24 protein-coding genes are annotated in these 24,538 nt (G+C 60.7%); 2 read left to right on the top strand and 22 right to left on the bottom strand.

The genetic code is table 11. The annotated features are described in order from the left end of the window. The first annotated feature begins 578 nt into the window (after positions 1-578). The gene (locus DC522_RS17950) at positions 579-851 is read left to right on the top strand and encodes a DUF2312 domain-containing protein (protein WP_116530048.1); all 273 of its coding nucleotides are present in this window, start codon (positions 579-581) and stop codon (positions 849-851) included. A 1,208-nt stretch (positions 852-2,059) separates the two neighbouring features. Here DC522_RS17950 and DC522_RS17960 read toward each other — a convergent pair. The 17 genes from DC522_RS17960 to DC522_RS18040 all read right to left on the bottom strand — a co-directional run bounded on the left by DC522_RS17960 (position 2,060) and on the right by DC522_RS18040 (position 16,954). Further along, positions 2,060-2,830 (bottom strand): SDR family NAD(P)-dependent oxidoreductase, encoded by a 771-nt coding sequence (locus DC522_RS17960; RefSeq protein ID WP_116530049.1) that lies wholly within the window; start codon positions 2,828-2,830, stop codon positions 2,060-2,062. 106 nt (positions 2,831-2,936) lie between these two features. Further along, a complete protein-coding gene (locus DC522_RS17965; protein WP_165820198.1) occupies positions 2,937-3,833 on the bottom strand; it encodes an NAD(P)-dependent oxidoreductase in 897 nt (298 codons plus the stop codon). Between the two features lie 123 nt (positions 3,834-3,956). After that, entirely contained in the window at positions 3,957-4,793 is an 837-nt protein-coding gene (locus DC522_RS17970) for a sugar phosphate isomerase/epimerase (protein WP_116530051.1), read from the bottom strand. 201 nt (positions 4,794-4,994) lie between these two features. Continuing rightward, positions 4,995-5,972 (bottom strand): quinone oxidoreductase, encoded by a 978-nt coding sequence (locus DC522_RS17975; protein ID WP_116530052.1) that lies wholly within the window; start codon positions 5,970-5,972, stop codon positions 4,995-4,997. Between the two features lie 78 nt (positions 5,973-6,050). Further along, positions 6,051-6,365 carry a putative quinol monooxygenase gene (locus DC522_RS17980; protein ID WP_116530053.1) on the bottom strand — a complete coding sequence of 105 codons (315 nt, stop codon included), beginning with the start codon at positions 6,363-6,365 and terminating at the stop codon, positions 6,051-6,053. 7 nt (positions 6,366-6,372) lie between these two features. Next, entirely contained in the window at positions 6,373-7,824 is a 1,452-nt protein-coding gene (locus DC522_RS17985) for an aldehyde dehydrogenase family protein (protein ID WP_205769670.1), read from the bottom strand. Positions 7,825-7,905: 81 nt separating this feature from the next. Next, complete coding sequence (locus DC522_RS17990; RefSeq protein WP_116530054.1) at positions 7,906-8,970, bottom strand: SDR family oxidoreductase; 1,065 nt, start codon at positions 8,968-8,970, stop codon at positions 7,906-7,908. 3 nt (positions 8,971-8,973) lie between these two features. After that, the gene (locus DC522_RS17995) at positions 8,974-9,804 is read right to left on the bottom strand and encodes a sugar phosphate isomerase/epimerase (RefSeq protein ID WP_116530055.1); all 831 of its coding nucleotides are present in this window, start codon (positions 9,802-9,804) and stop codon (positions 8,974-8,976) included. A gap of 57 nt (positions 9,805-9,861) precedes the next feature. Next, on the bottom strand, positions 9,862-10,716 hold the full coding sequence (locus tag DC522_RS18000; protein WP_116530056.1) for an NAD(P)-dependent oxidoreductase: 855 nt from the start codon (positions 10,714-10,716) through the stop codon (positions 9,862-9,864). Positions 10,717-10,751: 35 nt separating this feature from the next. Further along, a complete protein-coding gene (locus DC522_RS18005) occupies positions 10,752-11,774 on the bottom strand; it encodes a Gfo/Idh/MocA family protein (RefSeq protein ID WP_116530092.1) in 1,023 nt (340 codons plus the stop codon). A 57-nt stretch (positions 11,775-11,831) separates the two neighbouring features. After that, a complete protein-coding gene (locus DC522_RS18010) occupies positions 11,832-12,509 on the bottom strand; it encodes a hypothetical protein (RefSeq protein WP_116530057.1) in 678 nt (225 codons plus the stop codon). 186 nt (positions 12,510-12,695) lie between these two features. Next, positions 12,696-13,520, bottom strand: a complete 825-nt coding sequence (locus tag DC522_RS18015) for an IclR family transcriptional regulator (protein WP_116530058.1) — start codon at positions 13,518-13,520, stop codon at positions 12,696-12,698. A 19-nt stretch (positions 13,521-13,539) separates the two neighbouring features. Next, positions 13,540-13,725 (bottom strand): hypothetical protein, encoded by a 186-nt coding sequence (locus DC522_RS18020; RefSeq protein WP_116530059.1) that lies wholly within the window; start codon positions 13,723-13,725, stop codon positions 13,540-13,542. A gap of 3 nt (positions 13,726-13,728) precedes the next feature. After that, positions 13,729-14,529, bottom strand: coding sequence for an SDR family oxidoreductase (locus DC522_RS18025; RefSeq protein WP_116530060.1), 801 nt, complete (start codon positions 14,527-14,529; stop codon positions 13,729-13,731). A gap of 41 nt (positions 14,530-14,570) precedes the next feature. Beyond that, positions 14,571-15,482, bottom strand: a complete 912-nt coding sequence (locus DC522_RS18030; protein ID WP_116530061.1) for an NAD(P)-dependent oxidoreductase — start codon at positions 15,480-15,482, stop codon at positions 14,571-14,573. 70 nt (positions 15,483-15,552) lie between these two features. Further along, positions 15,553-16,524, bottom strand: coding sequence for an NAD(P)-dependent oxidoreductase (locus tag DC522_RS18035; RefSeq protein WP_116530062.1), 972 nt, complete (start codon positions 16,522-16,524; stop codon positions 15,553-15,555). 64 nt (positions 16,525-16,588) lie between these two features. Beyond that, a complete protein-coding gene (locus DC522_RS18040; protein WP_116530063.1) occupies positions 16,589-16,954 on the bottom strand; it encodes a cupin domain-containing protein in 366 nt (121 codons plus the stop codon). A gap of 153 nt (positions 16,955-17,107) precedes the next feature. Here DC522_RS18040 and DC522_RS18045 point away from each other — a divergent pair, with 153 nt between their 5' ends. Next, positions 17,108-17,575, top strand: coding sequence for a type II 3-dehydroquinate dehydratase (locus tag DC522_RS18045; protein WP_245444273.1), 468 nt, complete (start codon positions 17,108-17,110; stop codon positions 17,573-17,575). 26 nt (positions 17,576-17,601) lie between these two features. Here the strand turns inward: DC522_RS18045 and DC522_RS18050 are convergent, their stop codons facing one another. From DC522_RS18050 to DC522_RS18070, 5 genes are all read right to left on the bottom strand, one after another. Next, a complete protein-coding gene (locus DC522_RS18050; RefSeq protein WP_116530065.1) occupies positions 17,602-19,269 on the bottom strand; it encodes an FAD-dependent oxidoreductase in 1,668 nt (555 codons plus the stop codon). Positions 19,270-19,289: 20 nt separating this feature from the next. After that, on the bottom strand, positions 19,290-20,231 hold the full coding sequence (locus DC522_RS18055; RefSeq protein WP_116530066.1) for an NAD(P)-dependent oxidoreductase: 942 nt from the start codon (positions 20,229-20,231) through the stop codon (positions 19,290-19,292). A 27-nt stretch (positions 20,232-20,258) separates the two neighbouring features. Further along, a complete protein-coding gene (locus tag DC522_RS18060) occupies positions 20,259-22,046 on the bottom strand; it encodes a thiamine pyrophosphate-binding protein (protein WP_245444275.1) in 1,788 nt (595 codons plus the stop codon). A 361-nt stretch (positions 22,047-22,407) separates the two neighbouring features. Next, positions 22,408-23,937, bottom strand: coding sequence for a tripartite tricarboxylate transporter permease (locus DC522_RS18065; RefSeq protein ID WP_116530067.1), 1,530 nt, complete (start codon positions 23,935-23,937; stop codon positions 22,408-22,410). 31 nt (positions 23,938-23,968) lie between these two features. After that, positions 23,969-24,496, bottom strand: coding sequence for a tripartite tricarboxylate transporter TctB family protein (locus DC522_RS18070; protein WP_116530068.1), 528 nt, complete (start codon positions 24,494-24,496; stop codon positions 23,969-23,971). Between the last annotated feature and the right edge of the window lie 42 nt (positions 24,497-24,538).

Genomic DNA, 24,538 nt, shown 5'->3' on the forward strand with positions numbered 1-24,538 from the left:
GAGAGCCAAGATGAGTGAATCACGAAGCCGCCACACCGCATAGCCCCAACGATTCCGTCAGAACTGCCGTTGCTCTAAATCAGGGCAACTTCCGAGGCATTTCTCCAAGCGGCTCTGCTCAAGACTACTGGAGTGGCCACAAGAACGAACTTCCAGCAGCCGGCATTTCGGTGGTGGGGCCTCGGTCTACGCCGGCATTAGCTCCGCTGGGCGCACATCGATGATGTTCCATGTCGAAGCCGGATGCCATGCCTGCAACGGGGACGGACAGGTCAGGATAATGGAAACAATCCTCACGTCCGTCAGCATCGGCAGCGACGCCTGTCCACGCCCAGATCCGCCGATTTGAGGGCACCCCGCTGGTTATCGAAGGTCTGTTCTGGGTCAAAGTGGGAGCTTTAGGCAGGTTGAAGGAAGGACCGCTTGTCGCCGCTCAGCGGACCAACGCTTTATTTCCGAGGAGTGCCAGCTCCTGACGTTCCCTTTTGGTGACTTCCTGTGCGGCTGCTGCTCCGGATTAACCGGGTGCTTACTCCCCTGCCGGATAGTGCCGATCTAAGTACGGCAAAGGAGAAGCCATGAGTGACGTCGTTGGAATTCCGGGCAATCGAATCCGCTCGTTCGTGGAGCGCATCGAGCAGATCGAGACCGAAATCAAGGAGCTGAACGAGGCCAAGAAGGAAATCTTCTCCGAGGCCAAGGGCGAGGGCTTCGACGTGAAGGTCCTCAAGGAGATCATCAGGCTGCGCAAGCAGGATCAGGACGAGCGCGACGAGCACGACAGCCTGCTCGACGTCTACATGCGGGCCATGGACGAAGCCGGCCCCGCCCCTGTCGCCGAAGCGGCTTGATAACGTCTGAGTGTATCCGAAGATGAGAAGGCCGCCTGCAAAGAGGCGGCCTTTTTGCTCACCTGTACGCGGGACGATGCACCTGTCACATGCGGCATGCAATAGTCCGCCGTCGCCCACTCGATGGACGGAGCCGCAATGAAGGTCACGCGAGCGCCGGCGCCCGCCAGCCTCTATGGGAGCGGGCGTCAGGCGAATGACATTCCGAGCCAAAACGTGACGAAGGCAAGGGAGCTGACGATGGCGACCCACTCTGATGCTGTCAGCCTGCCCGAGCCCGACGTTGATGAATTGTCCGTGACCATGGTACCCCCATCCCCGATGTACCCTCGTTGCCGCCAAGGACATCGAAGTGCTCACTGAGACCGATTTCAAGAATATGGCGAGAGGCTCGGCCTCGATGTGCTGGGGAACACATCCGTTAGTACTGCCACCTTGAGGTCGACAGGAAGAAGTTCGCCGGGACAGTCATCCAGTCACCCCAGATCAACGCACGAGGACAGTCCCTGTCACATCACGCCAAGTGGCGAAGGCGCGATCCCGGGCAGCGCGGTACTCCTTGGCGAGAGGCGACGGCGCTCAAAGCGATAATGGATCGGGCCGTGGTGGCAAGGAATTGCTGGGCCTGTCGGGCGGACTTGAACCGCCTCACGTCGCGTTCGAGCTGGCGGGCAGGTTGGTGCGAGACCTCACGGCCATTGTTGAGACAGCGACTCTGCCGATGCTGGACGCTCGGCAGGAGTTCACGTTTCGCGGCGCCATAGGACCCAAGTTAATCAGTCATGATCGCTCTCGGCACGGAACACAATCCCTTCAGCAGCTTGCGCAACAAGCGCTGGGCTGCCTTGTTGCGGCGGCCTGGACCAGCACATCGAGCACGTTCCCGTGCTGGTCGACCACCAGAGATCGTGCGGTTTGCCTCGGATACGGACGAACCCTCATCCAGGAACCACTTGTCGCCGGGCTTGCGGCCGGCGGCGCTTGAGGCTGGTGGCCTAGACTCGTCCGAAGCGCAGGCTCGGGCTGAAGCACTGATCCAACCAGGCCGCCTGGTTGATGATCTCGGCTGGAAGGCGGAAACCCGGTAGGCTTTGAAGGTCGTGCTCATGCCCGAGACCCTGCCATAGGTTCCGAACCTCTGCCGACTTGATAGTTCCGCTCCTCGCTATGCCGCCAAGGTTAATAAGACAGTCCCGATGTCGAACAGATCAGCGCCTTTTCACAGCAAACGGTGAGAAGGCCTGCATGATTGGCATCATCTGCATGCGGTTGATATTCAAGTGCCGTGGCAGCGTGCAGGACCAGAAGATTGTTTCCGCAATGTCCTCGGCCGTCATTGGAGTGAGGCCCTCATAGATCTTCCCGACTCGTTCCTGATCCCCCTTCATCCGCACAACCGAGAATTCCGTTTCGGCCATTCCGGGCTCGATGTTGGTGACCCTTACGTTGGAGCCCAGGAGATCCGCACGCAAGTTGAGCGCGAACTGTTTCACGAAGGCTTTCGTGGCACCGTAAACATTGCCTCCAGGATAGGGATAGTCGCCGGCCACCGACCCGAGGAGGACCAAATGCCCTTCATCGCGCGCGACCATACCCGGCAGAACAGCGCGCACCGTGGAGACTGCGCCGTTGATGTTTGTTGCGATCATCTGCTCCCAATCGGTGATATCGGCCTCATGGGCAGGTTCGAGGCCCAGAGCAAGGCCAGCATTTGCAACGCACACATTGGGACGGTTGAAGGCCTCCGGGAGCAATTCAATTGCCTCGAACACCGCCTCTCGTTTCGTGACGTCGAGCTCGATCGTATGGCAGCGTTCGCCTAGCTCGTTCTTGAGCGCAGCCAGACGGTCCTGACGGCGCCCCGTTGCGATCACCTTCGCCCCCGCTTGATGGAAACGTCGGCACACAGCGGCACCGAAGCCAGCCGTTGCGCCGGTGACAAGCACGGTCAGTGTTTCTGGATTGAGCATCTGGATCATGTTTCAGTCCTCTAGGGTCGGAAGAAAGAGACGTCTGCATGTTGCCTCACAAGCGTCAACAGGCGATCGCATGCATTATGCTTACAGGCAAAACAACGGTTCACATTCAAGTGCGCTCATTTCCGATTGGTCGAAAAATTCTGTAAGCAGAGGTGAGGTCCTCGTCAGCAAAGCCATTGGCCATGAGCCACTGGTGAAGTTCCGCCACGATTGCCGTGATCGGCATGGCGGCGTGGACGGCCTGCCCAAGCGACTGTACCAACTTCAGGTCCTTTACCATGCTCTGAATGGTTCCCGTCGGCGCAAAATCATTCTCAACCATGCGAGGCCAGAGGTGCTGGAGCATTGTTGAATCGGCACGCCCGCCGGCCAAAGCCGCAGGCAGCGCCGCTACGTCGAGTCCCGTCCGCTTTGCCAGACCGAGCGCTTCCGCGAGCACCATCATCGTACAGGCGACAATGGTCTGGTTGATGAGCTTGGTCGTCTGTCCTGAGCCGATGTCTCCCATGAGAGTAATACGCTTTCCAAGATGATCCAGGAATGGTCGAACCCGGCCCAGATTGGCTGATGATCCGCCAACCATGATGGTCAGCGTTCCAGCCTGCGCTCCTGTCGTCCCTCCCGAGACCGGAGCATCCATCCACTCCCTCCCGCATCGGCTCTTCAGTTCCGCTGCCATCCGGATTGTCGCATCGGGAGACACCGTCGACATATCCACCAGAATGCCTCTGGATCGCTGTGCCGCGCTAATTCCTTCGGGGCCAAGGACGACCTCTTCCACGGCAGCTGTATCGCTGAGGCACGTGAAAATGATCTCTGCATTCTCAGCCAGGTCCCTCGGGCTCGAACTTGCGGTGGCGCCGGCCTGGAGCATGGGACCGAGTCGGTCAGGATTACGGGCCCAGACGTGAACAGGAAGTCCAGCGGACAGGAGCCGCATCACCATGGGGCTGCCCATCTTGCCCAATCCGATGTATCCGAGAGTGGGAGTCCGAGTGGTCATGCAATTCAGCTTTCCGTTTGATCCGAGGGCAGCCTGGCGCTTATCATCGCACGATCCGGCCGGAGGCGAGCCCATCAAGCTCTTGTACAGAGGTTTCCCCTGAGACGAGGGCGCAGCTCTGCGCTAGCGCGTGAAGCGGCCAGCTCCGCCTGCAGCACCGAGCTTTCGGGTGCTGTCAAAGAACTCCGCGGCCGGATCGCTGGTCAATCCCACCATTTCCAACACAGGTCGCTCGGTCCAACTGATCGAGCCGAGATCCTCCATGACCGCATCAAAATCGATAGTTCCGCACCCTATCGGATCGTGTTTGTAGACCGATAGCCCAGTGTCAGACAGGTGGATCATCTTTAGCCGCGGTCTGCACCGGTGCAATGCCGCCCGGATGTTCTCTCGAATGAATGCTCCATTCGCCACATCGTAGAGGACACCGACATCATCGGATCCGTAGGCTTCTATTGTCATCATCAGGCTTTCGGCATCGGGGACAAATGCAAAAGGCATGTTTTCGACGAGGATCCGCGTGCCGACTTTGTTCGCAAGAGGTACGAGGACGTCCAGCGCACGATAGAGGTGCCCGACAGCCTCTTCACGCAGGATAGGCACGAGCGGGTTCAACTTGCCCGGACCAATGACGACATCTGGCACGCATAGGTCGCCCGCCAGCTTGACCGTCTTGCAAAGCGAGGACAGTGAATATTCCCGCATCTCGCGTGTGGCGGCGGCGATATTCAGATCGATGTTCGGTTGATTGAGCGACCTCAAGGTGAGCGATCGCTCAGACAGGAAAGTCCTGAGCTGCCGGCGCGCGCCGCTATCCATATCAGCCGGCCACGCGTGCCCTGGATACATCACCAGTTCGAAGGCGTTGAAACCCCACTCTGCCAATGCACTCATGCATTGTTCGGCCGTGTGAGTAACAACATACGAGTATGTGGTGATGGCATAATCTGAAGCCGCCATGAGGTCTTAGCTCCTGTGGTTGATGCTCAGGCTCTGCGTCAGCCGGAAAAGCCGACAGAAACCTTGATAGATCGGACGTTTCGCGCCTAGCGCATCGTGCGGAAAAGTGGGCCCGGTTTTCCGCAGGAATGACGCGCTGCTCTATGGAGGGAGCATTGGATCAATCCCAAAAGTGCACGTCCACTTTTTTGGTCCGATGCTCTAAGGCAGCAGCAAGGATGCTCCTGTTGTCAGGCGGCCTTCCAGCGCTCGATGTGCCTGGGCAGCGTCGGTCAAGGCGAAGGTCTGCCTCACCGGAACCTCGACAACGCCACTCGAAATCACGCTGAAGACCTCTTGAGCCATCGCCAGGAGTTGTTCCCGGGTCGCCGTGAAGGTGGCTAGGGTAGGACGCGTCACGTAGAGGGAACCCTTCTGCGCGAGCAGCAGAAGATCGAAATTCCTGATCGGGCCTGATGCATTACCGAAGGCACAAAGGAGTCCCCTCGGCTTGATGCAGTCCAGAGAGGCCGGATACGTCGCCTGACCGATGCCGTCATAGACGACATCGCAAAGCCCGCCCTGCGTGTAGCTTTTGACGGCAGCCGCGAAATCCTGATCCGTGTAGACGATCACTTCGTCGCATCCCGCGGCCTTCGCCAAGGCGACCTTCTTTTTCGAGCCGACAGTTCCGATGACCTTCGCGCCCAAGTGCTTCGCCCATTTGCAGAGGATCTGCCCGACGCCGCCCGATGCCGCGTGGACGAGAATCGTTTGTCCCACTTCCACGCGGAACGATTGACGCAGAAGATAGTGAGCCGTCATCCCCTTCAGGCAGGCGGCCGCCGCCGTTCGATTGTCAATCGAGTCCGGTAGGGGAATGAGAAATCGGGTATCGAGATTGCGCATCTCGGCATAGGCGCCACCGGTCGTGGTCGCGTACACGACCCTGTCGCCCTCCTTGAACTCGGTCACGCCCGGACCGACCACCGTCACGACGCCGGCCGCCTCGTTGCCCGGAACGAACGGGAGTTGAGGTACCTTGTTGATGCCAGTGCGGAAATAAGTATCGATGAAATTGACGCCGATCGCCTGATGCCTGATCTGGACCTGTCCTGGACCCGGTGGCGCGAGGTCTTCATCCTCGACCCTCAGAACCTCCGGTGCGCCAGTCTCGTAGAAACGTACGACAACACTCATGAGGCATCCCCCCTCTTCAAGTCTTAGAAGGTCGAGCCGCGCATTGCGGCGTCCCGCCAGATCGCTCCGCGTCGGAGTTCAAGTCAGGCCATCCTTGTGGTTCTGCCTGCCGGGATTCCAGAACCACCATTTCCGATCCACCACCCAGTCCCTGACATCCTCGCGGAAGGTCAGGTAGTGTGGCGACTTCCGGTGGGCCTCAAGCGCAGCATCATCCGCATAGATTTCGATGAGGAGGAACAAGGTGGGATCATCCCGATCCTGAAAGAAATCGAATCGCAGACATCCTTCCTCCCGTTCCACGCTGGTGGCCGCGTGGCGCGTCAGCCTTGCGCGGAACGGTTCGATCACATCGTCCCTCACCTTCAGGTGAGCCGTATGCAGAAGGGACATCGTCAGCTCAAAGATTGAAAAGCATCAGGCGTTCTTCGGTCATGTCGCGGATCGCGTAGCGCGGGCCCTCCCGCCCGATGCCGCTATCCTTCACGCCGCCATAGGCGAGCTGATCCGTGCGCCAGGTCGAGCTGCCATTGATGATGACGCCGCCTGTGCGGATCGTGCGAACGGCCCGAATGGCGAGATCGAGCGACTTGGTGAAGACGCCGCACTGCAACCCGAACCGGCTGTCGCTGATCGTGCGGCAGACCTCGTCGAAATCCTTGTAGGGCAGGATGCTGACGACGGGACCGAACACCTCATCGCAAACGACCTTCATCGATGGGTTCACATCGACGAGAACGGTCGGCTGCAGTTGCGCTCCCCTGCGCTCTCCGCCCATGAGGACACGTGCTCCACCCGCAACGGCCTCTTTGACCCATGACTCGACGCGCTGCGCCGTCGGCTCGTCTATCAATGTTCCGACATCGGTCGATGGATCGAGCGGATCGCCGAGCTTCAACTTGGACACCTCGGAGACAACCCCCTCGACAAAGACGTCATAGACATCCTCGTGGACGTAAACGGTCTGCACGGAAATGCAGCTCTGCCCTGCAAGGCGCATGGAATTGCGGGCACAGACTGCGGCGGCCTCCTTGATATCCGCGTCCTTGTGAACGACCGTCTGCCCTGCTCCGCCGAGTTCGAGCGCGACCCGACGCAGGCCGGACGCCGCCTTGATTTCGGCGCCGACGCGCGTGGAACCGGTGAAGGTCACGAAATCGACGCGCGGGTCACGCACCAGAGCGGGCCCGACCTCGGGACCATAAAGTGTATTCATGACGCCCGCCGGCGTCCCGGCGTCGACGAACAGGCGGGCCAGTTCGTGCACCACTCCCGGCGCCTGTGGCGGCGCCTTCAGCACAATGGCGTTTCCGGCTGCAATGGCCGGCGCCACTTTGTGGCAGGCAAGATTGAAGGGAGCGTTGAAGGGCGTGATTCCGGCAACGACGCCAACCGGGAAGCGCAGCATCATGGCGATCTTACCCGCGCCCATCGCGCTGCCATCCAGCGGGATGTGCTCGCCTTCGATACGAATGGCCTCCTCGGCGGAAAGATTGATGGTGTCCTGGGAGCGCACGACCTCCGCGCGCGCATCCTTCAGGGCCTTCCCGGTCTCGCGGGACATGGTCTCCGCAATCATGTCGGCCCGTTCCACGAGGAGCGCGGAAACGCGCCGCAGGAGCGCAGCGCGCTCGAAACCGGGCATCCCGGCAATGATCGAGCGGGCGGCAACCGCGGCGCTGAGCGCTACATCGAGATCCTGCAGCGTCGAATGCGGCTGATACGACACGATCTCGTTGCGATATGGATCTTTCACTGGATCGGCCCGCGTTCCCTCGCGCCACTCGCCGCCGATCAGCATCGGAATGGTCGGAATCTCGGCACGGACATTCGCAGCTGTACTGGCCATCATCTCTCTCCCTCTTCTACCGGCGTGATTGGCCCCAAAGAACCTATCCGGCGGTATGTATCGGGCGGCATCGCCCGTGAAATTTCACTCGCGGCCAGGCAGTATCCCGGCTCTGCGGTAATCCTCGAATTGCTTCTGGAACATCTGTGCGGAATCCACCGACCCCGCGAAGCCGGTCTGACGAAGACGCGTCAGGCTGGAAAGAAGATCCCAGTCCTGCCGGAACACGAAATCGCCGAAGGCCCACAACGCCACCGATCCCAGCGGACGCCGCTGAAGTCCGCACCGTGCGACGATCCGGTCCCAGACAGGGCCTTTATCCTGCATCCAGGATGCAAGGCGGATATCCCGTGGCTCGCCGCATTTGACACTGAGCATATCGGCAAGACGCGGCCACATGTAGCGCCAACGGAAGGCGTCACCATTCGTGATGTTGAAGGCGCGGTTGGTCCCTTCCGGCCGGGTCGACAGCCAGAGGATCGCCTCCGCCAGATGATTGCCGTCCGTTACCTCCGTCAGCGTGTCATAGCCCAATGCGGTTCCGGGAAAGTCGAAAGGAACCGACAGCTCACGGCAGATGGCGGCATAGGCGGCAATGATGGTCGTGAGGTTACGTGCTCGCGACGGCGCGAAATCGCACACGACGTTCGGCCGGCAAGCCGACCAGGTCCACCGCTTGCCGCCTTGCAGCGCGGTAAGCGCGTCCTCTTGGTCGTAATAGAAATTGGGCGGCATGTGCCTGGGGTCGTCCTCCTGCGTTGGAGTACGATGGGGACCAAGGTGCACGCCGTACCATTTCGTACCCTCGACGAGGTGGACATGAGTCAGTTCGGACGAATGCGCCTCGGCCGCCTCGACGACGTTCGCGAGCATCCTGACATTGGGCTCGACATCCTCGATCCCGCCCTCCCCATGCGGCGCGCGGGCAGCATAGAAGACGTGAGTGATCGGCCCCGCCTGGGAGATCGCTCGTCGGACCGATCCCCCGTCGAGGAGATCAGCGGCAAGGTGAACGAAGCCGGATTCCTGCAGTGGCGCCGAGCGCGATACTCCGTAGATTGCCCAATCGCCCTGTCGCGCCATGGCCGCCACCAGGGAAGTGCCGATGGCACCGGTAGGCCCGACGACGAGAGCGCTCCTACGGACCATGGATCAGCTCCTTGCCTTGTATCCGAGAGCGGCGAGTTTTCTCGCGCTGTCGATCGTATCCACGTCGGGATTTCGCGAGATGACTTCGAGAACCGGCAGCTCGGAATAGCCGACTTCCTCCAGCACCGGAGGAACGGCAGCGAAGGGAACATCACCGAGGCCCACCGCATCGTGCCGATAGACCGACTTCCCGGTATCGGAAAAATGCACGAGGCCGAGTCGCTTCTGCACCGTCCTCAGGCCCTGGCAGGGGTCCTCGCCGATGAAGTGGCCGTTGGCGACGTCATAGATGATGCCGATATCGTCGTTTCCGTATTCGTCGAGGGTCCGCATGAGCGACTGCGCGTCGGGAAGGAAGGCGAAAGGCATGTTCTCGACGAGGAGGCGCACCCCGTTCTTCTTCGCGATGGGATAGAGATGATCGAGCGCCTTGAAGAAATGCCCGACGAGGAATTCGCGGCTGGGCGCGAAGAGCGGATTGGCCTTTCCGGGGCCGATGACGATGGCGGGAGCACCCAGCTCGCCTGCGAGCGTAACGAATCGAGAGAGGAGGCCCAGCGAATATTCGCGCATCTGCGGCGAAGCGCCGACGATATTAAGATCGATGTTGGGCATGTTGAGCGAAACGATCCGCGTGCCGCTCTCCTCGTAGGCTCGAACGATGTCGCGCTTCGTCGACGCATCAGCCTCGGAGGGCCAGAGATGGCCGGGATACATCATGAGCTCGAAGCCGGGATAACCCTGCTGGGCGAGATGCCGGATGCATTCGGCGGCAGACATATCGAACGTATAGGAATAGGTGTTGACGGCGAAGATCTTGGCGGGGTCGGTCATGGACAAGCGATCCGATCGGTTGAGGTGCGGAAACGAAAGAGCGAATTTCGCTGCTGCCTAGCGGATGCCGAAATCGCGCCATGTATATTGCGGCTCGTATCCGAGTTTCTCCCGGGCATGGGTGATGTCGAACACACCGGCTCTGGGGTTTCCGGAATAAACGTCGCGACGAATTTCCGGTATCTTGCCGAGGCGTTCCTCGTACATCTCCAGCGTCGGCCGCTCGTTCAACCCATCTGCGGCTCCGATGAAGAAGCAATCGTAGCTGCCGTCGGGATGCTCCAGAGCCAGCTGAATTCCCTGGGCCACGTCCTGGGGCGCGACATAGCCCCAGAGATGATAGTTGTGCACATCCGAGCCGCGCTCCCGCAGTTCCGGATACTCCGGCTCGAACACGATGTGACCGGGACGAATGACGAGAACCTCCAACTTGCCACGCGCGGAGAAGCACTTGGAGATGGATTCCGTCACCTCCTTCGAGAGCGAATAGACCTCGCTTGGCCGGATAGGATGCTTCTCGTCGACAGGCAGGTACTGAGGCGCCCAGTTTTCAGGGTTGTAGTGCAGGCCCGTCGCGGAATCGCTCGAGGCGACGATGGCTCGCTTCACGCCGGCATCCTCTGCCGCCTGCAGCACGGCCCATGTGCCCTGCGTGTTGACGCGAAAACAGGTCTCGGGGCTGCTCGTCCTCGGGTTCGGAACGGCTGCGAGATGGATCACCGCGTCCACGCCTTGGAACGCCTTGGTTAATCCTGCAAGGTCGGTGATGTCCACGTTTTGATAAGCGACCCCCGACACGTCCGACGGCTTCACGTCGATAACGGTGATCTCGTACTTGTCCTTCAGACGATCCACCACGAAACGGCCCAGACGTCCGCTCCCCCCCGTCACGACAACCTTCTTGTAGCTCATTTTATGCGTCCTCCCGATTTTCGCGCGTTGCGTTTTTATTGCATGAGGTCAATCCAGCGGCGCTCGGCATGCGAGCGATAGATCGCTTCTTCAATGCATAGGGCTTTCAGGTATTCGGATGCTACGTTCTCAACCGGCGTCCCTTCCCGAAGATGGCGCACCACGTGCGCCTGCAGGGCATGCACGGAGTCGCCCGCATATCCCTTGTTCTCCCAGGAATAGGTATGCTCCATCGCAGCGCCGCCGCGCCTGCGGAGCCAGATTCTGCCGAAACCGTCAATGCGCAGACTTCCGTCCGACCCTTCAATCAGCATCTCTCCCATAGTGAGACGCGGGTTCTCGGCCTCGAAGTCGATAAGCCGGTTGCCGTCGAAAACGCCGGCCGCGCCCGAAGCGAAGTTGAACGTCACATAGCCGGCATCCTCGCCGGCGATCGCCGGGTTGAGACGGCGCAGATGCGCGAAAACCCCGGTAACCTCGCCCATCAGATAGCGGAACACATCGATTGTATGGATCCCGGTCTCGTGGATGAGAAAGCGCGGCATCTTCTGGAAGTAAGGCTGCCGGTCCAGATAGGCGGAGGGTCCCTGTCCGTCGCCGGGACGCATTCTGAAGAGCACGTTGTAAGCCTCACCGATCGCGCCGTCGCGCAGCAGGCGACCGGCCTCGCGGTTCCAAGGACGGAAGCGCCAGTTCTCATGTGCAACGATGAGGGTGCCCGTGCGCCCGGCGGTCTCCACCAGGGCTTGTGCCTCTTCGAAGGTTGGCGCCAGCGGCTTCTGGCAGATGATGGGAATGTTGCGCGCGGCTGCGAGCCTGACGAGGGCCGCGTGGCTTTCAGGGGTCGTGATGATGTCGACCAGATCCGGCTCGGTGGCGTCGAGCATCTCCTCGGGATTGGTAAAGACCGCTTTTGCTCCATAGCGACGGGCGAATTCCTCCGCGCGGGCCGTGTTGGAATGGACGCAGATGCCAACCAGTTCGACACCGGGGATTCGGCTCCAGCTGTCGTAATGATAGGTGCTGAAGAACCCCGTCCCGAAAGCAGCGACACGCATCTCGACCTCCGTCCCTATCATGGGGCCAATAGATATCTCATAATAACAAATGTCAATTTACAATGTTGAATTTTGCGCGAGGAAAGCGAGTGCATAGATTCCGCTTTGCGCGTCTTTCGAGATGTCCTCGGGCAAGGCGGAGAGTAGCGCGTTCAAAGCCTCGTCGGCGGCCCCGCGGTCGGTTGCATGCACGATGATGACGGAGCCGACATAGCGATCCTCGCCTCCGCGCAACTGCTTTTCCCTCGTCGCGATCGTCGAGCGCTCGTGGTCGGCCTCCCAGAGCTCGAGACCGACAATGCGGTCCTTGTTTCTGAGAATGTCCGACACCGTCGCCCAATTCCGATCGGTAAGGGCAGTCTCATTCCCCTTGGCACCAATGCGCAGGGTTACGGCATATCCGCCCTCGGCTTGGCCCACGCGGCTCTTCCGCACGCAGACAGTGCGTGAATTGTTGAGGAAGCGTGGTTGAGATTGCAGGGTCCAGGGTGTCGGGTCGTTGAGACGCGCGAGATATGCCTCCGAGGAGAGGACGCCGACATTCCGCGTTTCGTAGCGAATGAAGAGGGCGGGACTGCCCTGGACGGCATGATAGCGCCGGACGCTGATGAAGCCGGGAACAGCCAGCCGCTCGAAATGGTGCTCGGCATTATACCAGGCGAGAACCTTCGAGGTGTAATCAGGGATGACATCGTGCCAGATCGCCAATATCCCGCGCTGCTCAGCTGCCATCATCACACCCCATTTTTACAACGATGTGAGTTAAACGCTCAAATTGAGAAAAGGCAACTGTCTATTGGCGTGTGGCGGCGGGATCCGCGTATTTTCAAACCGCAGGAGCAAAGGCGGCCCGCGACACCGTTCTTACAGCAGGATGAAAGATGTGCAGCGACCTCTCCAGCGCTGCACATCCTGTTGGGATCAGGCCGACCGCCGATAACCCAGCTCCTCCGACAGCTCGGCAGCCGTTGTCCGGACACGTTGCGTAATCAAGTCCATTCTCTGGAGGTTCATGCGCCAGATCGGGCCCGACACGCCGACAGCCCCGACAGCCTGCCCGGTGAAATCGTAGATGGGCGCAGCGACACAGCGTACTTCGTCGTTGAACTCCGCATCATCGAACCCGACCCCGGACTGCCGCACGCGCTCGATTTCGGCGCGAAGCTGTGTAGGATCCGTAATTGTTTTTGGCGTCCAAGCCTGCAATTCCGCGGTCGCCAGATAGGACTCGAACTGAGCCTCCGGCATAGCGGCCAAGAGCACCTTCCCAAGCCCTGTGCAATGGGCCGGGCGAAGTCCGCCTGCGCGCTCGACGAGCTGGAAGGCCCCGGTCCCCGCGACGCGAGCTGCAATGACCACATCATTGCCGGAGCGCAGCGCCAGGTGACTGCTCTCGCCGCTCTCCCGCGCCAATTCTTCGAGGAAGGGCGTTGCCGTCGCAATCAGATCGACCTCGCTCGAGGAGCTGGCCGCCAGGCTGAAAATGGTGCGCCCCAGGTGGTAGCGCTTGGTCGCTTTGGCCTGCCTGACCACACCGAGTTCGACCATTGTGCGAACAAGATGGAAGGTGGTGCTGGTGTGCAGCCCCACGCATTTGGACAGCTCGGCAAGGCTGATCCCTTCCTGGTGCTGGGCAATATGGCCCAGAATGGCGAAGGCGCGCTCGATCGACTGGACTCCGCTCCGCTCCTTGCTCGTATCATTATCAAGTTTCACGGCCTCTTGAACGGACGAGGTCTGTGCCATGTTGTGAACTCCAATTCGATCACTGGAAAAGCTTCAGCAGGTGCTTTGGCTTGCGGCCCCGGCAGAACGGAGGCTTTTCACCGTTATAAGGGGCCTTCAGGCGGAACTCCATATGCCATATTGCGGAATAGTGGGAGCCTCCTTCCAAAACAATGTGACCGATCGCCTTGCCCTGCCTCTCGTCCGGAAAGCCAAGTCCTTTCATCGTTTATTTCCATCCCATCATTTCCACCCCGCCGCAGACGCTGATGGCCTGGCCGGAAATCGCCATGCCGAACGGGGAGCAAAGATACAGGGCCATGTTGGCGATATCCTCGCGCTCCACCTTCGCCCCGAGGGCGACGGGATCCAGCACCCTCCGCTCCATGTCCTCGGGCGACATCCCCAAGGCTGCGGCGCGCCGCTCCACGAGGCCTGAGAACCGCGTCGTGTTGACGTGGCCGGGCAAAATCGCATTGACGCGGATCCCGTCGCGCCCGACCTCCATGGCGAGACTCTTGGTGAAGCCGATCACCCCCCATTTCGCGGCGGCATAGGGTGTACGGTTCGGATAGGACAGGCGCCCGGCCACGGAAGCAAGGTTGACCACGTGCCCCAAGCCTTCCCTGCGCATCAGCGGCACGGCCCGCTTGGCGCAGTGAAACATGCTCTCGACATCGATGGCGAGAGTTTCCCGCAGCGCCTCGGCGCTGACATCGGTGACACCACCCGTCGGCCCCGCAATGCCGGCATTGTTCACGAGGATGTCGAGACCGCCGAGCCGGCGCTCCACCTCATCGAACATGGCGTTGACGGCTGCGGGATCGGAGACATCCGTGCGGCTCGTCGAGATCTCCGGAATGTCCGTCTTGATTTCATCAATCGCCTCCGGCGCCACATCGCAGACATGGACGCGCGCTCCGGCGGCCAGAAATCCCTCGGCGATGACGCGGCCGATGCCTGCGGCGCCGGCAGTTACGACAACACGCTTGCCGGAAAGGTTGACCGGGAGGAAACGCTGCTCAGTCATCGTTATCTTGCTCCTTTTGCTGGTCCGAGTGGAAAGACCGCTCAGACAGCCTCCTTCAGCAGGGCCACGGCGCGGGCATCGTATTGCGCATCGAATCCGAGCACCTCGCGGCTCCGCGTCAGATCGTAGAGAGGCGCAAAGGGATTCTGCTCGTAGATTTCAGGACGGCGGACTTCCGGCAGCCAGCCGAGCACCCGCGCGAGCCGCTCAAGCGTGGGTTCGGGCGAAAGCGTCACATTGGCGGAGACAAAGAAGCGGTCGAAGCCAGTATATTTCATCTCGAGCGCGAGGCGGAATGCGCGGGCTGCGTCACGCGGGTCCACGTGATGCCAGCAAGGGCCGCCACCTGCGGAGGATGGGCCGCCTGCCGGGGTGCCCTTGTACGTCTCGGGCGACATGGATCGCGCGCGGATCTCGCCGTACATTTCCGGATACGCTACGAAGACGGGGCGCAGAACGATCACTTCCATCTTGCCCCGCAAGGCGAAGCTGCGGCCCAAGTCCTCGCCGAGCAGCTTGCTGAGGCCGTATGGATCGGTCGCGTTCAGAGGATGATCCAGATCGACCGGCAGGTATTCCGGAGGGCGCATCGCCCCCTCGCGCACCGTGAAGCCGACCACGGAATCGCTCGAGCAGATCACCACCCGCTCGACACCTGCCTCCTCTGCGGCGGTAAGGAGCAGATAGAGACCGACGACGTTCACCTTCATGGTCGTCTCGCCGGTGCCCGACCAGATGTTCGGGATAGCGGCGATCTGGATGATCGCATCCTGTCCCTTCACGGCCTCCGCCACGGCGGAGGGATCGGTGAGGTTGCCGACGCGCCAGTCGATAGGCGCGCTTCCCTGCTTCAGATCGAAACCGGTGACCCGACAGCGCCCTGATAATTCCCGCACGATCGCCTGACCGAGAAGCCCGCCTGCGCCGGTGACCAAGACATTTTCGTATTTCATGACGTTTCCTCCAGAGAGACGACGCGCCCCTCTTTTCCCGTTTCAACAAGCCGTCGAAGAAGCTGTGTCGTCACCGTTGCAGGAGCTTCACATTGTCCTTCATCCAAGCGGCAAAAGCGGCAACGCCCTCGTTCAACGGAAGCGAGGGCGCAAAGCCTGTGTCGTCCTTCAGGCGCGTGCCTGCCAGCGCCCCGCGCATCCGGTTGTAGGTGGTCCATGGCAGGGTCCCCGGTCCGACCTCGACAAGCGCATCGGGCACGGCGGCCCTGACGGCCTCGGCCACGTCATAGGTTGTCCAATTCCGGCCATGCCCGATATGGTAGATATCGTGATTGAGGATCGGCGCTCTGTAGGCTGCGAGCAGCCCCGACGCCACGTCGTCCACATGCGTGAAGCTCGCTGCGAAATCGCCGCCGCCCGCTTCCCGGATCGGGATGCCCAGAACGGCCTCGCGCAGGAAGGCGACGATAGGTCCTCGCGGAAGATCGCGCTCGGCGGGAACCAGCGGCGGACCATAGACGAAGGAGATCCGCACTGTCGCAGCCGAGAGCCCGTATTGCTTGCGGTACATTCCGACGAACAATTCGCCAGCAGCCTTTGTGGAGCCATAGAGCGTGGACGGCGAGAGCGGATGATCCTCCATGAGAGGCTCGTCAAGAGGCATGTCCTTCTGAAAGACTGATCCTGTGCCCACATAGATGAAGCGCCGCCAGTTCCGATGCCGTGCCAGCTCCAGCAGCGCGGCGGTTGCGGTCGCATTGGTCTGCACCGTCTCCCACGGGATGGCGTGCGCTACCCGGTCGTTCGGCACCGCCGCCGTATGAATGCAACCGTCGATGTCATGCGCGGAAGTCACGGCGGCGAGGGAGAACAGGTCGTCGAGAGCACAGCGGATCCATCGAACGCCGCCTCCGAGCTGATCGACGACTGTCTGCGAGACGGGCGAGCGGTGTTGAGCAACCACGTCCATCCCGGATTCCACCGCAAGCCTGACGACGGTCAGTCCCACATGCCCTGTCGCGCCAGTGACCAGGAGCGCCATCTCATCTCCCCTTTATGTCGAGAAAGGCAGGAGTCCTCTTTTCAGCCTCCTGCCGGATCGTCGGCTACTCGTCGTAGATTGGCGACGTGATCACCAGGAACACGAGGTTTTCCAGGCCAGTGTTGTAGAAGGCATGCTCGACTCCTGGCGGGATGAACACGACGTCATGCGCGCGCACGACCTGCTTCACATCGCCATGCTCGAACAGGCCCTCGCCCGAAAGCACGTGATAGATTTGCTCCTGCACTTTGTGCTTATGGCGCGCGACATAGGCCATGGGAGCGTACGAGGAAATCCGATGATCGATCTGTCTCGCCCCGAGTTCCTCCTGGTCGACGAGAGGCTTCGATAGTGCCCCGCCATGATGACCGGGAAACTCCTTCCACGGCACTTCGGCGATATTGCGTATCACGGCTTTCGGTTGGTTCATTTCTCGTCGCTCCTGCCTTTTGGATAGCTTTTTGACATTTCGCTATGTGAGATTTCTTATGTCAATGTAGAATATTCGGATATGTACCGATGGACTGGGTGCGCATCCTTTCCGCAACCCGCCTTTCCAAACCGCAATGCCATGATGAGGGTAATGATGCAGGCAACGAAACGCTGGAAGATCCTGATGCTTCAAGGTGCCAACATGAATTATCTCGGGCGTCGGGAGCCCGAGCGCTACGGCACCACGACTGCAGCGGAAGTCGACACGATGATGACGGCCTATGCGGCGGAGCGTGGCGTCGACCTCGAAATCTTTTACACGAACATCGAGGGCGAGGCGATCAATCGGATCTACCGCGCCAACGATCAAGGTATGGACGGATTGCTCATGAATCCCGCCGGTTTCCAATATGCCGGCTTCGCCCTGCGCGACTGCCTTGCCGCCGTCAAACCGACCCTGCCCTATGTGGAAGTTCACATCACGCACCGCTCCATTACGGGTGGTCTTCAGACGGTGACGGCGGAAATGTGCGAGGGCTTGGTGCTTGGCTTCGGCACCGACTCTTATCTGCTCGGCTTCGACGGATTGCTGCGGATTCTGGAGCGGCGGCGGCGATAGCCGCGCCGCCATGTCTTGATGGACCATCATCGAAGTGCCGCCGCATCTTTTGCCGCCACATAGCCGAATGTCAGAGCGGGGCCCAAGGTAATTCCCGGGCCGGGATAGGCCCCGTTCATCACAGAATTCATGTCGTTGCCGCAGGCGTAGAGTCCAGGGATCGGCGCATCGTCCTCCGCGAGAACCCGAGCCCGTGCATCCGTTCTCAGGCCAGCAGCCGTGCCGAGATCCGCCGGATAGACGGCGACTGCGTAATAGGGCGGCTTGCGGATAGGCGCCACGCAAGGATTGGGCCTGACGCCTGCATCGCCCAGATGTCTCTGGTAGATGTCCCCTCCACGACCGAACTCGGGATCCTCTCCCATCTCTGCTTTCGCATTGTATGCATCGATAGTGTCCTGCAGCGCCTGCGGCGGCAGGCGGAGTTTTGCTGCAAGTTCCGCGATCGTCTCCGCGCGATGAAGATAGCCACTTGCAATGTCGGCCTTGCAGGACAGGCTGAACGGCTTGATGCGGCCCAATCCGTATTTCCAGAGGAAGCTGCTGTCGCAGATCAGATAGGCAGGGACGGCGCTGTCGGGTTGGCGTAGCATGGCCAGCACGAATTCATGATAGGAGAGAGCCTCGTTCACGAACCGTCTGCCGTTGCGATCCACCGCGATGAGCCCCGGCTTTCCCCGATCAGTGACCGTATGCGGGAACACACCTTGCGTGCCGTCCTTGCGTACGAAACACGATGCCGGCACCCAGAAGGCGCGGTTTGCGGCACGCTCATTGATGCGTCCACCCGCGGCGCGCGCCAATCTCGCGCCTGATGTCGCTCCGGAGGAAATCGTCGCCGAGACGGGCTGCGCCGCCGGAGGCAGATGTGCCTTGCGAAGCTCCGCATCGTGGGAGAAGCCGCCGCTCGCGAGGATCACGGCCTTGGCTCTCAGGCGTGCCCGCTCTCCATCATGGGAAACAGTCTCGACACCGCAGACGCGGCCCTCCTCCTCGATCAGCCGCTCGACCGCAGTGCCGAGGCTGATATGAACGCCCAATTCGAGCACAGACTTGAACAGCCGCCCCGTCAGCGCATTGCCTAGATAGAGTGTCGTCCCGCGCTGCGCCGTCATCCGCTGCCTGGCATAGCGCGCGAGAAGCTTCATGACTTTCCACGTCGACGTGGGCCGGCGAAACACGTTGCGCAGATGCGGAATATCCGCGCGGCTGATCATCATGCCGCCGAACAAGGTGAATTCCGGGAGAGGCGGCCGCAGCAAGGCGAACTTCTCTCCCAGCTCCGTCCCATCGAAGGGCAGCGCCTCGAGCACGCGTCCGCCGGATGTGGCGCCAGGAAGATTTGGGTAATAGTCGGGATAGACGGGAACGGGCTGGAATTTCAGTGATGTCTTGCTTTCAAGATACTCGACCGCCTCCCCTGCCCGCGCGAGAAACGCCTCACGCACGCTCTCATTCGCAAGACCGGGCACGGTTTCGCGCAGGTAGATCCGCGCCATGGCGACCGTATCGCCCTCCTGTTTGGGATTGGCCGGCATCCACACCATTCCGCCGGAGACGGCGCTTGTTCCGCCGATCAGCGGCGTCGCTTCCAGGAGAGCGACACGGCATTTCTCCGCAGCCGCCACGGCTGCTGCCGTGAGCCCGGCCGCGCCGGCGCCCACGACGACCACATCGAATTCTTCCTCTCTCATCGGCCCGATCCCATCTCAGATCAGGACGGCCGTCTTGCCGCGATATAGGCAGCAAACCCGTCGCGCATCGAGAAGCGCGGCGTGTAGCCGAGAGCCTTGTAGGCGCGGCTGCAATCCAGCGCCCCTTTGCGTACAGCGACAATGCCGGGTGCGACCTCGTATTCGCCCTCCGAGATCGCGATATCAGCCCCAAGAACGAGTTCGCGGATGATCTCGACCATCTCACCGAGGCTCAAGGCCACTCCAGTCGTGATATGATATGTGTCGTGCTCGTGCTTAGGATGGTCAAGGGCCTTGACGATGCCCTGCACGAGATCGTCGATGTAGATCTGATCGACCCGATAATCCGCGCCGCCCGCCACGTGCAGCCTGCGTCCTTCGATTGCCGCATCCAGGAACGTCTTCGGAATACGCGGACGCGGGAGTCCGGGTCCGTAGACCCAGCATGTCCGGATATGAATAACCGTCTTCCCATTGGCACGAGCAAAATCCCGGGCGAGTTGCTCCACGGCAAATTTCGAGATGCCATAGGGCTGCACCGGGAAACAGGGGTGTCTCTCGTCGATCACGTCGCTCTGGAAGGAACCATAGACCTCCTCCGACGAAAGATTGATCATGCGCGGCACATCGAACAAACGCATGGCGGAAAGCACGTTCAGTGAGCCCTCCACATTCACGCGCATCGTGTAGAGCGGGCTTGCCAGGGAATTGACGATTCCGACGACAGCGGCGCAGTGAATGACGGCATCTGGTTGGAACGCCTTCATCGCCTCGGCAAGCTGCGGCCATTCGGTCAGCTCTCCGGGGAAAAACCACACGTTCCGGTACTGCTCGCGCAGTCGCTTCAATGCAGGCCCCTCGGCGATGTCGAAGGCAGCAACCTCGTCCCCACGCCGGGCGAGGCTTTCCACGATAGCGGCTCCGATGAAGCCGCTACCGCCCGTCACGAATATTCTGGCCATTACGCCTCTATCCTCCCCGACTTCGTCTTATACCAGCTCCGTGGGCAGGATACGCTTGCCGAAGACCGGTTCCTTGTAGGGTACGGGCGGCAGTGCCCAGGCGCCGGTCGCCGGCGGGCGGACATCGGCGTCCACATGCACGTCGATGAGATAAGGCCGGTTGGCGCGGACCGCGTGCTCCAGTGCGCCCGCGAAATCCTCGGAACGCGTGACCGTGACAGCCTCCACACCTGCGGCCTTCGCCCACATGGCAAAGTCGGGGTTGTACGGCTCGCCGTTCGGTCCGGCATAGAAGGCCGTTCCGATCTCGCGCCCATTGAACAAGCCGTACTGGATGTCGCGGATCGCGCCCCAAGCGAAGTTGTTCCACACCACCCACACGACAGGGATGTTGTATTCCACCGCGGTGCACAGGACGTGAGGCACCATGGCAAAGCCGCCATCGCCGCACACGGAGATCACAGGCCGGTCGGGCGCAGCCAGCTTGGCGCCGAGTGCGCTCGATGGTCCGAATCCCATGCCGGAGAAGCCCCAGCTGTTGAGCATCGTCTGGGGGCGCCGCGCCTTCCAGAACTGCATGAACCAGTTGTGATGGACGCCGGCATCGAAGGTAATGATGGCATCGTCAGGCAGGACCGCGCGGCAGTCAGCGACGATGCGCTCCGGCCGGATCGGCTTGGTGTGCAGAGTGAAGTTCGGCTGCGTGAAAGCATCCCATTCGGCCCGCCAGCCGCTGATCTGACTCAGCCATTCCCGGTTGCGCGGCTCAGCGGTGACGCCGCGCTGGTCGAGGGCAACCATGATCTGCCTGAGGAAGCTGCGCGCATCCGCGAGGATCGGCAGATCTGGAGCGTAGTTGCGCCCGAGCTCGGCGTGATCGACATCCACATGGATCAGCTTGGTGGTTGGGAAGTTCCAGGAATAGCCTGGCATCCATGAGGACGACGAGCGGTCATCGAAGCGCGCGCCGACGGCCAGAACGAGATCGCTGAGGCGGCCTGCTTGGTTGGCCGGGTAAGCGCCATTGCGCCCGATGAATCCGAGCGAGAGCGAATCCTCCATGTCGATGCAGCCCATGCCGTTCGGCGAGCTGATGACAGGAATCGACAACCGGTGCGCCAACGCCGCGAGTTCCTCACACGCTTCCGAGATCGCAACGCCATGCCCGATGAAGAGCACCGGACGCTCGGCCTCGAGCAACATGTCCACCGCGCGGGCCACATCCTCGGGCGCTGCGGCGCTGCGGCGCTCGTTGAGAACGGCGCGCGCGCCGCTTTCGAGGCTGATATCAGCCTCTTCCTGGAACACGTTGAACGGGACATCGAGATTGACGGGCCCGGGGCGGCCGGACAGCATAGTCGACATCGACTGGCGCAGGGCCAGCGGCAGCATGTCTACCCGGGTCGGCTGGAAGCTGCGCTTCACGACCGGCCGCATGACATTCGCGAAGTCGGCTTGGTTGTGCCGGTTGATCTCCTGGAACGGGCTGCGATTGAACTGCGAGGTCGGAACATTGGCCGTGATAGCCAGAAAGGCCGAGGAATCGGTCATCGCGAGGGCCGTTCCCATGACGAGATTGGCAGAGCCGGGGCCGCAGGAGGTCAAGGTGGCCACCGGCTCATGCTTCACGCGGAAATAACCGTCGGCCATGTGGGCCGCCACCTGCTCGTGGCGGGGCGAAATTAACGTGATATCTCCCCGTGCCTCATAGAGCGCATCGAGCATGCCCACGTTGCCATGGCCGCAAATGCCGAAAATGTAAGGAACTTTCTCTTTGACCAGAAACTCGGTGATCAGTTCGGCGCCCTTAGGCATCTCTATCGTCCTCTCGGTTTTTCCCGGCACGAAGCCTATTCATTGCTCATAACGCATTTGCCATTTTGAAATGTCAATTGACATTATGAGAAAACTTGGCGGAGTACAAGCCGCCTGGCCTTCCCATGCGGTGATCCGGTCACGGCATCTCTCATTCCTGCCAGTTGCTTGCATCTGCAGCTCTGTGCCGCCGATCCTCTTGGGCTGGCAATAAGAAGCCAAATTGCTGCATATTGGAGCGGCCATTTCTTACAATGTCGCAAGAGGCTCCAAAGATCTTTTAGCGACACTGTCCCTGCCTAGCAATGCGTTCACGGGTAAATGCGGCGGAAGGTTTCCCTCTCGCCGCACCCGCTCCCCTTCACGCGGCCGATTGCCGGAAGCGGAAGCCGCGGAACAATCTCTCCCAACCTCGTCCAAGCCCCCGCTTGAACGCCTCGTTCTGCAGGCACAGGGACACAACGATGAGCGCCAGCAGCACCATTGCGACGGGCCGGGTCACAAAGGGCTCAATGCTGCCGGTCGAACCCAGCAGAGCGCGACGCAGGCTCACATCAGCCATGGAACCCAAGAGTACGCCAATCACGAGCGGGGCAACCGGATAGCCGATCTCCTCGAGCAGGTAGACCACAACCCCAAATCCCAGCATCAGATAGACGTTGAAGAGATTGAGACCGAGCGCCCAGGATCCAAGTGTGGCCAGAAACGCGACGACCGGCATGAGAATCGCAGTCGGAAGCCGTAGCACCATGACGGACAAGCGTGCCATGGAAAGGCCAAGCACAAAAATTCCAATAGCAGCCCAGAACAGCATTGCCCCCATCTGGGCGATAAAGTTCGGGAACTCGAAGGAGAGCATAGGCCCAGGTCGGACACCGTGCAGGTTCAATGCTCCGAGCAGCATGGCGGCAGGCGGGGAACCGGGAATACCAAGGGTGAGAACCGGGATGATGGCACCGCCAATACAGGCGTTGTTCGCAACTTCCGGACAAATGACGCCGGTCGGGTTGCCTTTCCCGAATGTCTCCGGATGAGGATCGGCTTTCTTTGCGGCATCGTAGGATGCCCAGGCGGCGATATCCTCGCCGACGCCGGGGATGACGCCAACGCCAACACCGATAGCGCCGGACCGCACGATCCCGAACTTTCTCTTCCAGAGTTCGCCCCAGCGCGGCCACAGACTATTGACCGTGCGTACGTTCCCGACCTGATCATCGAGATCGCGCAGAACCCGAATGATCTGAGGAATGGCGAAGCCGCCCAAAATAACCGGAACGATGTCGATGCCGCCCGCCAATTGAGGGAGACCGAAGGTGAAACGAGGATAGCCCTGGATCGTCTCCATCCCTACGGAGGCAACGAGAAGGCCGAGAAGACCCGCAATCCACCCTTTAGCAGGCATGTCCGGCGACGTGAGTGACCCGCAGATCAGAACGCCAAACAGCGCCAGCAGGAAGAACTCGGCTGAAGTGAACTGCAGTGCAAGTTGAATAAGAATGGGCGAAAAAGCAATCAATGCGAAGAGGCCGACAATCGTGCCGATTACCGAGGCCGTGGTGGACATCGCGATTGCCTCTCCTGCGCGGCCCTGCTGGGCCATGGCATAGCCATCGAGCGCGGTGGCGGCTCCAGCGGCACTGCCCGGAATGCCCAGCAGGATCGATGCATGTGACGGACCGTAGATCGCTCCGACGTAGGCGCCGATCAGCGCAATCATCGCGAGTTCGACGGGTAGAGTGAACGTGACGGTGCTGAGAAGCGCGACAGCAAGAGTTGCGGTCAACCCAGGCAATGCGCCGAAGATAATACCTAGCGTCACAGCACCAGCCATGACAGCCATATTGAGCGGCGTCACCATGGCGAAGATTTCATGAATAAAGGAGGCAAGCATCGTCGTCACCGCATTTCAGAGGGATAGTTGCTCAGGGCATCGGCACGAAGAGAAATGTCGAGAACAGGTAGGAGACCACAAAAGGAACACCGATGGACACCGCGAGGGTGACACCAATGGTCCTAACCCAGTGATGCTGGGCGTCCTTCCACCAGAAGATCGCAATCGACACGAACAGAAAGATGCTGCTGGCGACAACGAAATTAATCTTACCTAAACCGAGGAAGATGTAGGCAGCCATCAGTAGCGTGATGATGATCGCCCTATGGATCGGGCGGTTGCGTGGAAATCTGCGGAGCCAGTTCGAGACGCCCTCACCAATGCCCTGCAGCCCACCTTCTTTGATCGCCGTCAGCAGGACGCGTGCGCTGAACAGGATGAGGAGCGCTCCCACGACCGTGGGGAAGAGGCCAGGTGAGAGATACCATTGTGCGGCACCGCCTGTGAGCGTGCTCGTCCACGGCATCTGCGATCCGGAGTAGATCACGGCAATACCAAGGCCCATCATGGTGCATGAGGCAACGACGTCAGCACGCCGAAGTGACTTGTGCGGCAGCATATCCTGCTCCTTGAAAAGAAGTGGGACGGCGGGCCGTGGAGA

Source organism: Microvirga sp. KLBC 81 (assembly GCF_003075415.1).
Taxonomy (GTDB): domain Bacteria; phylum Pseudomonadota; class Alphaproteobacteria; order Rhizobiales; family Beijerinckiaceae; genus Microvirga.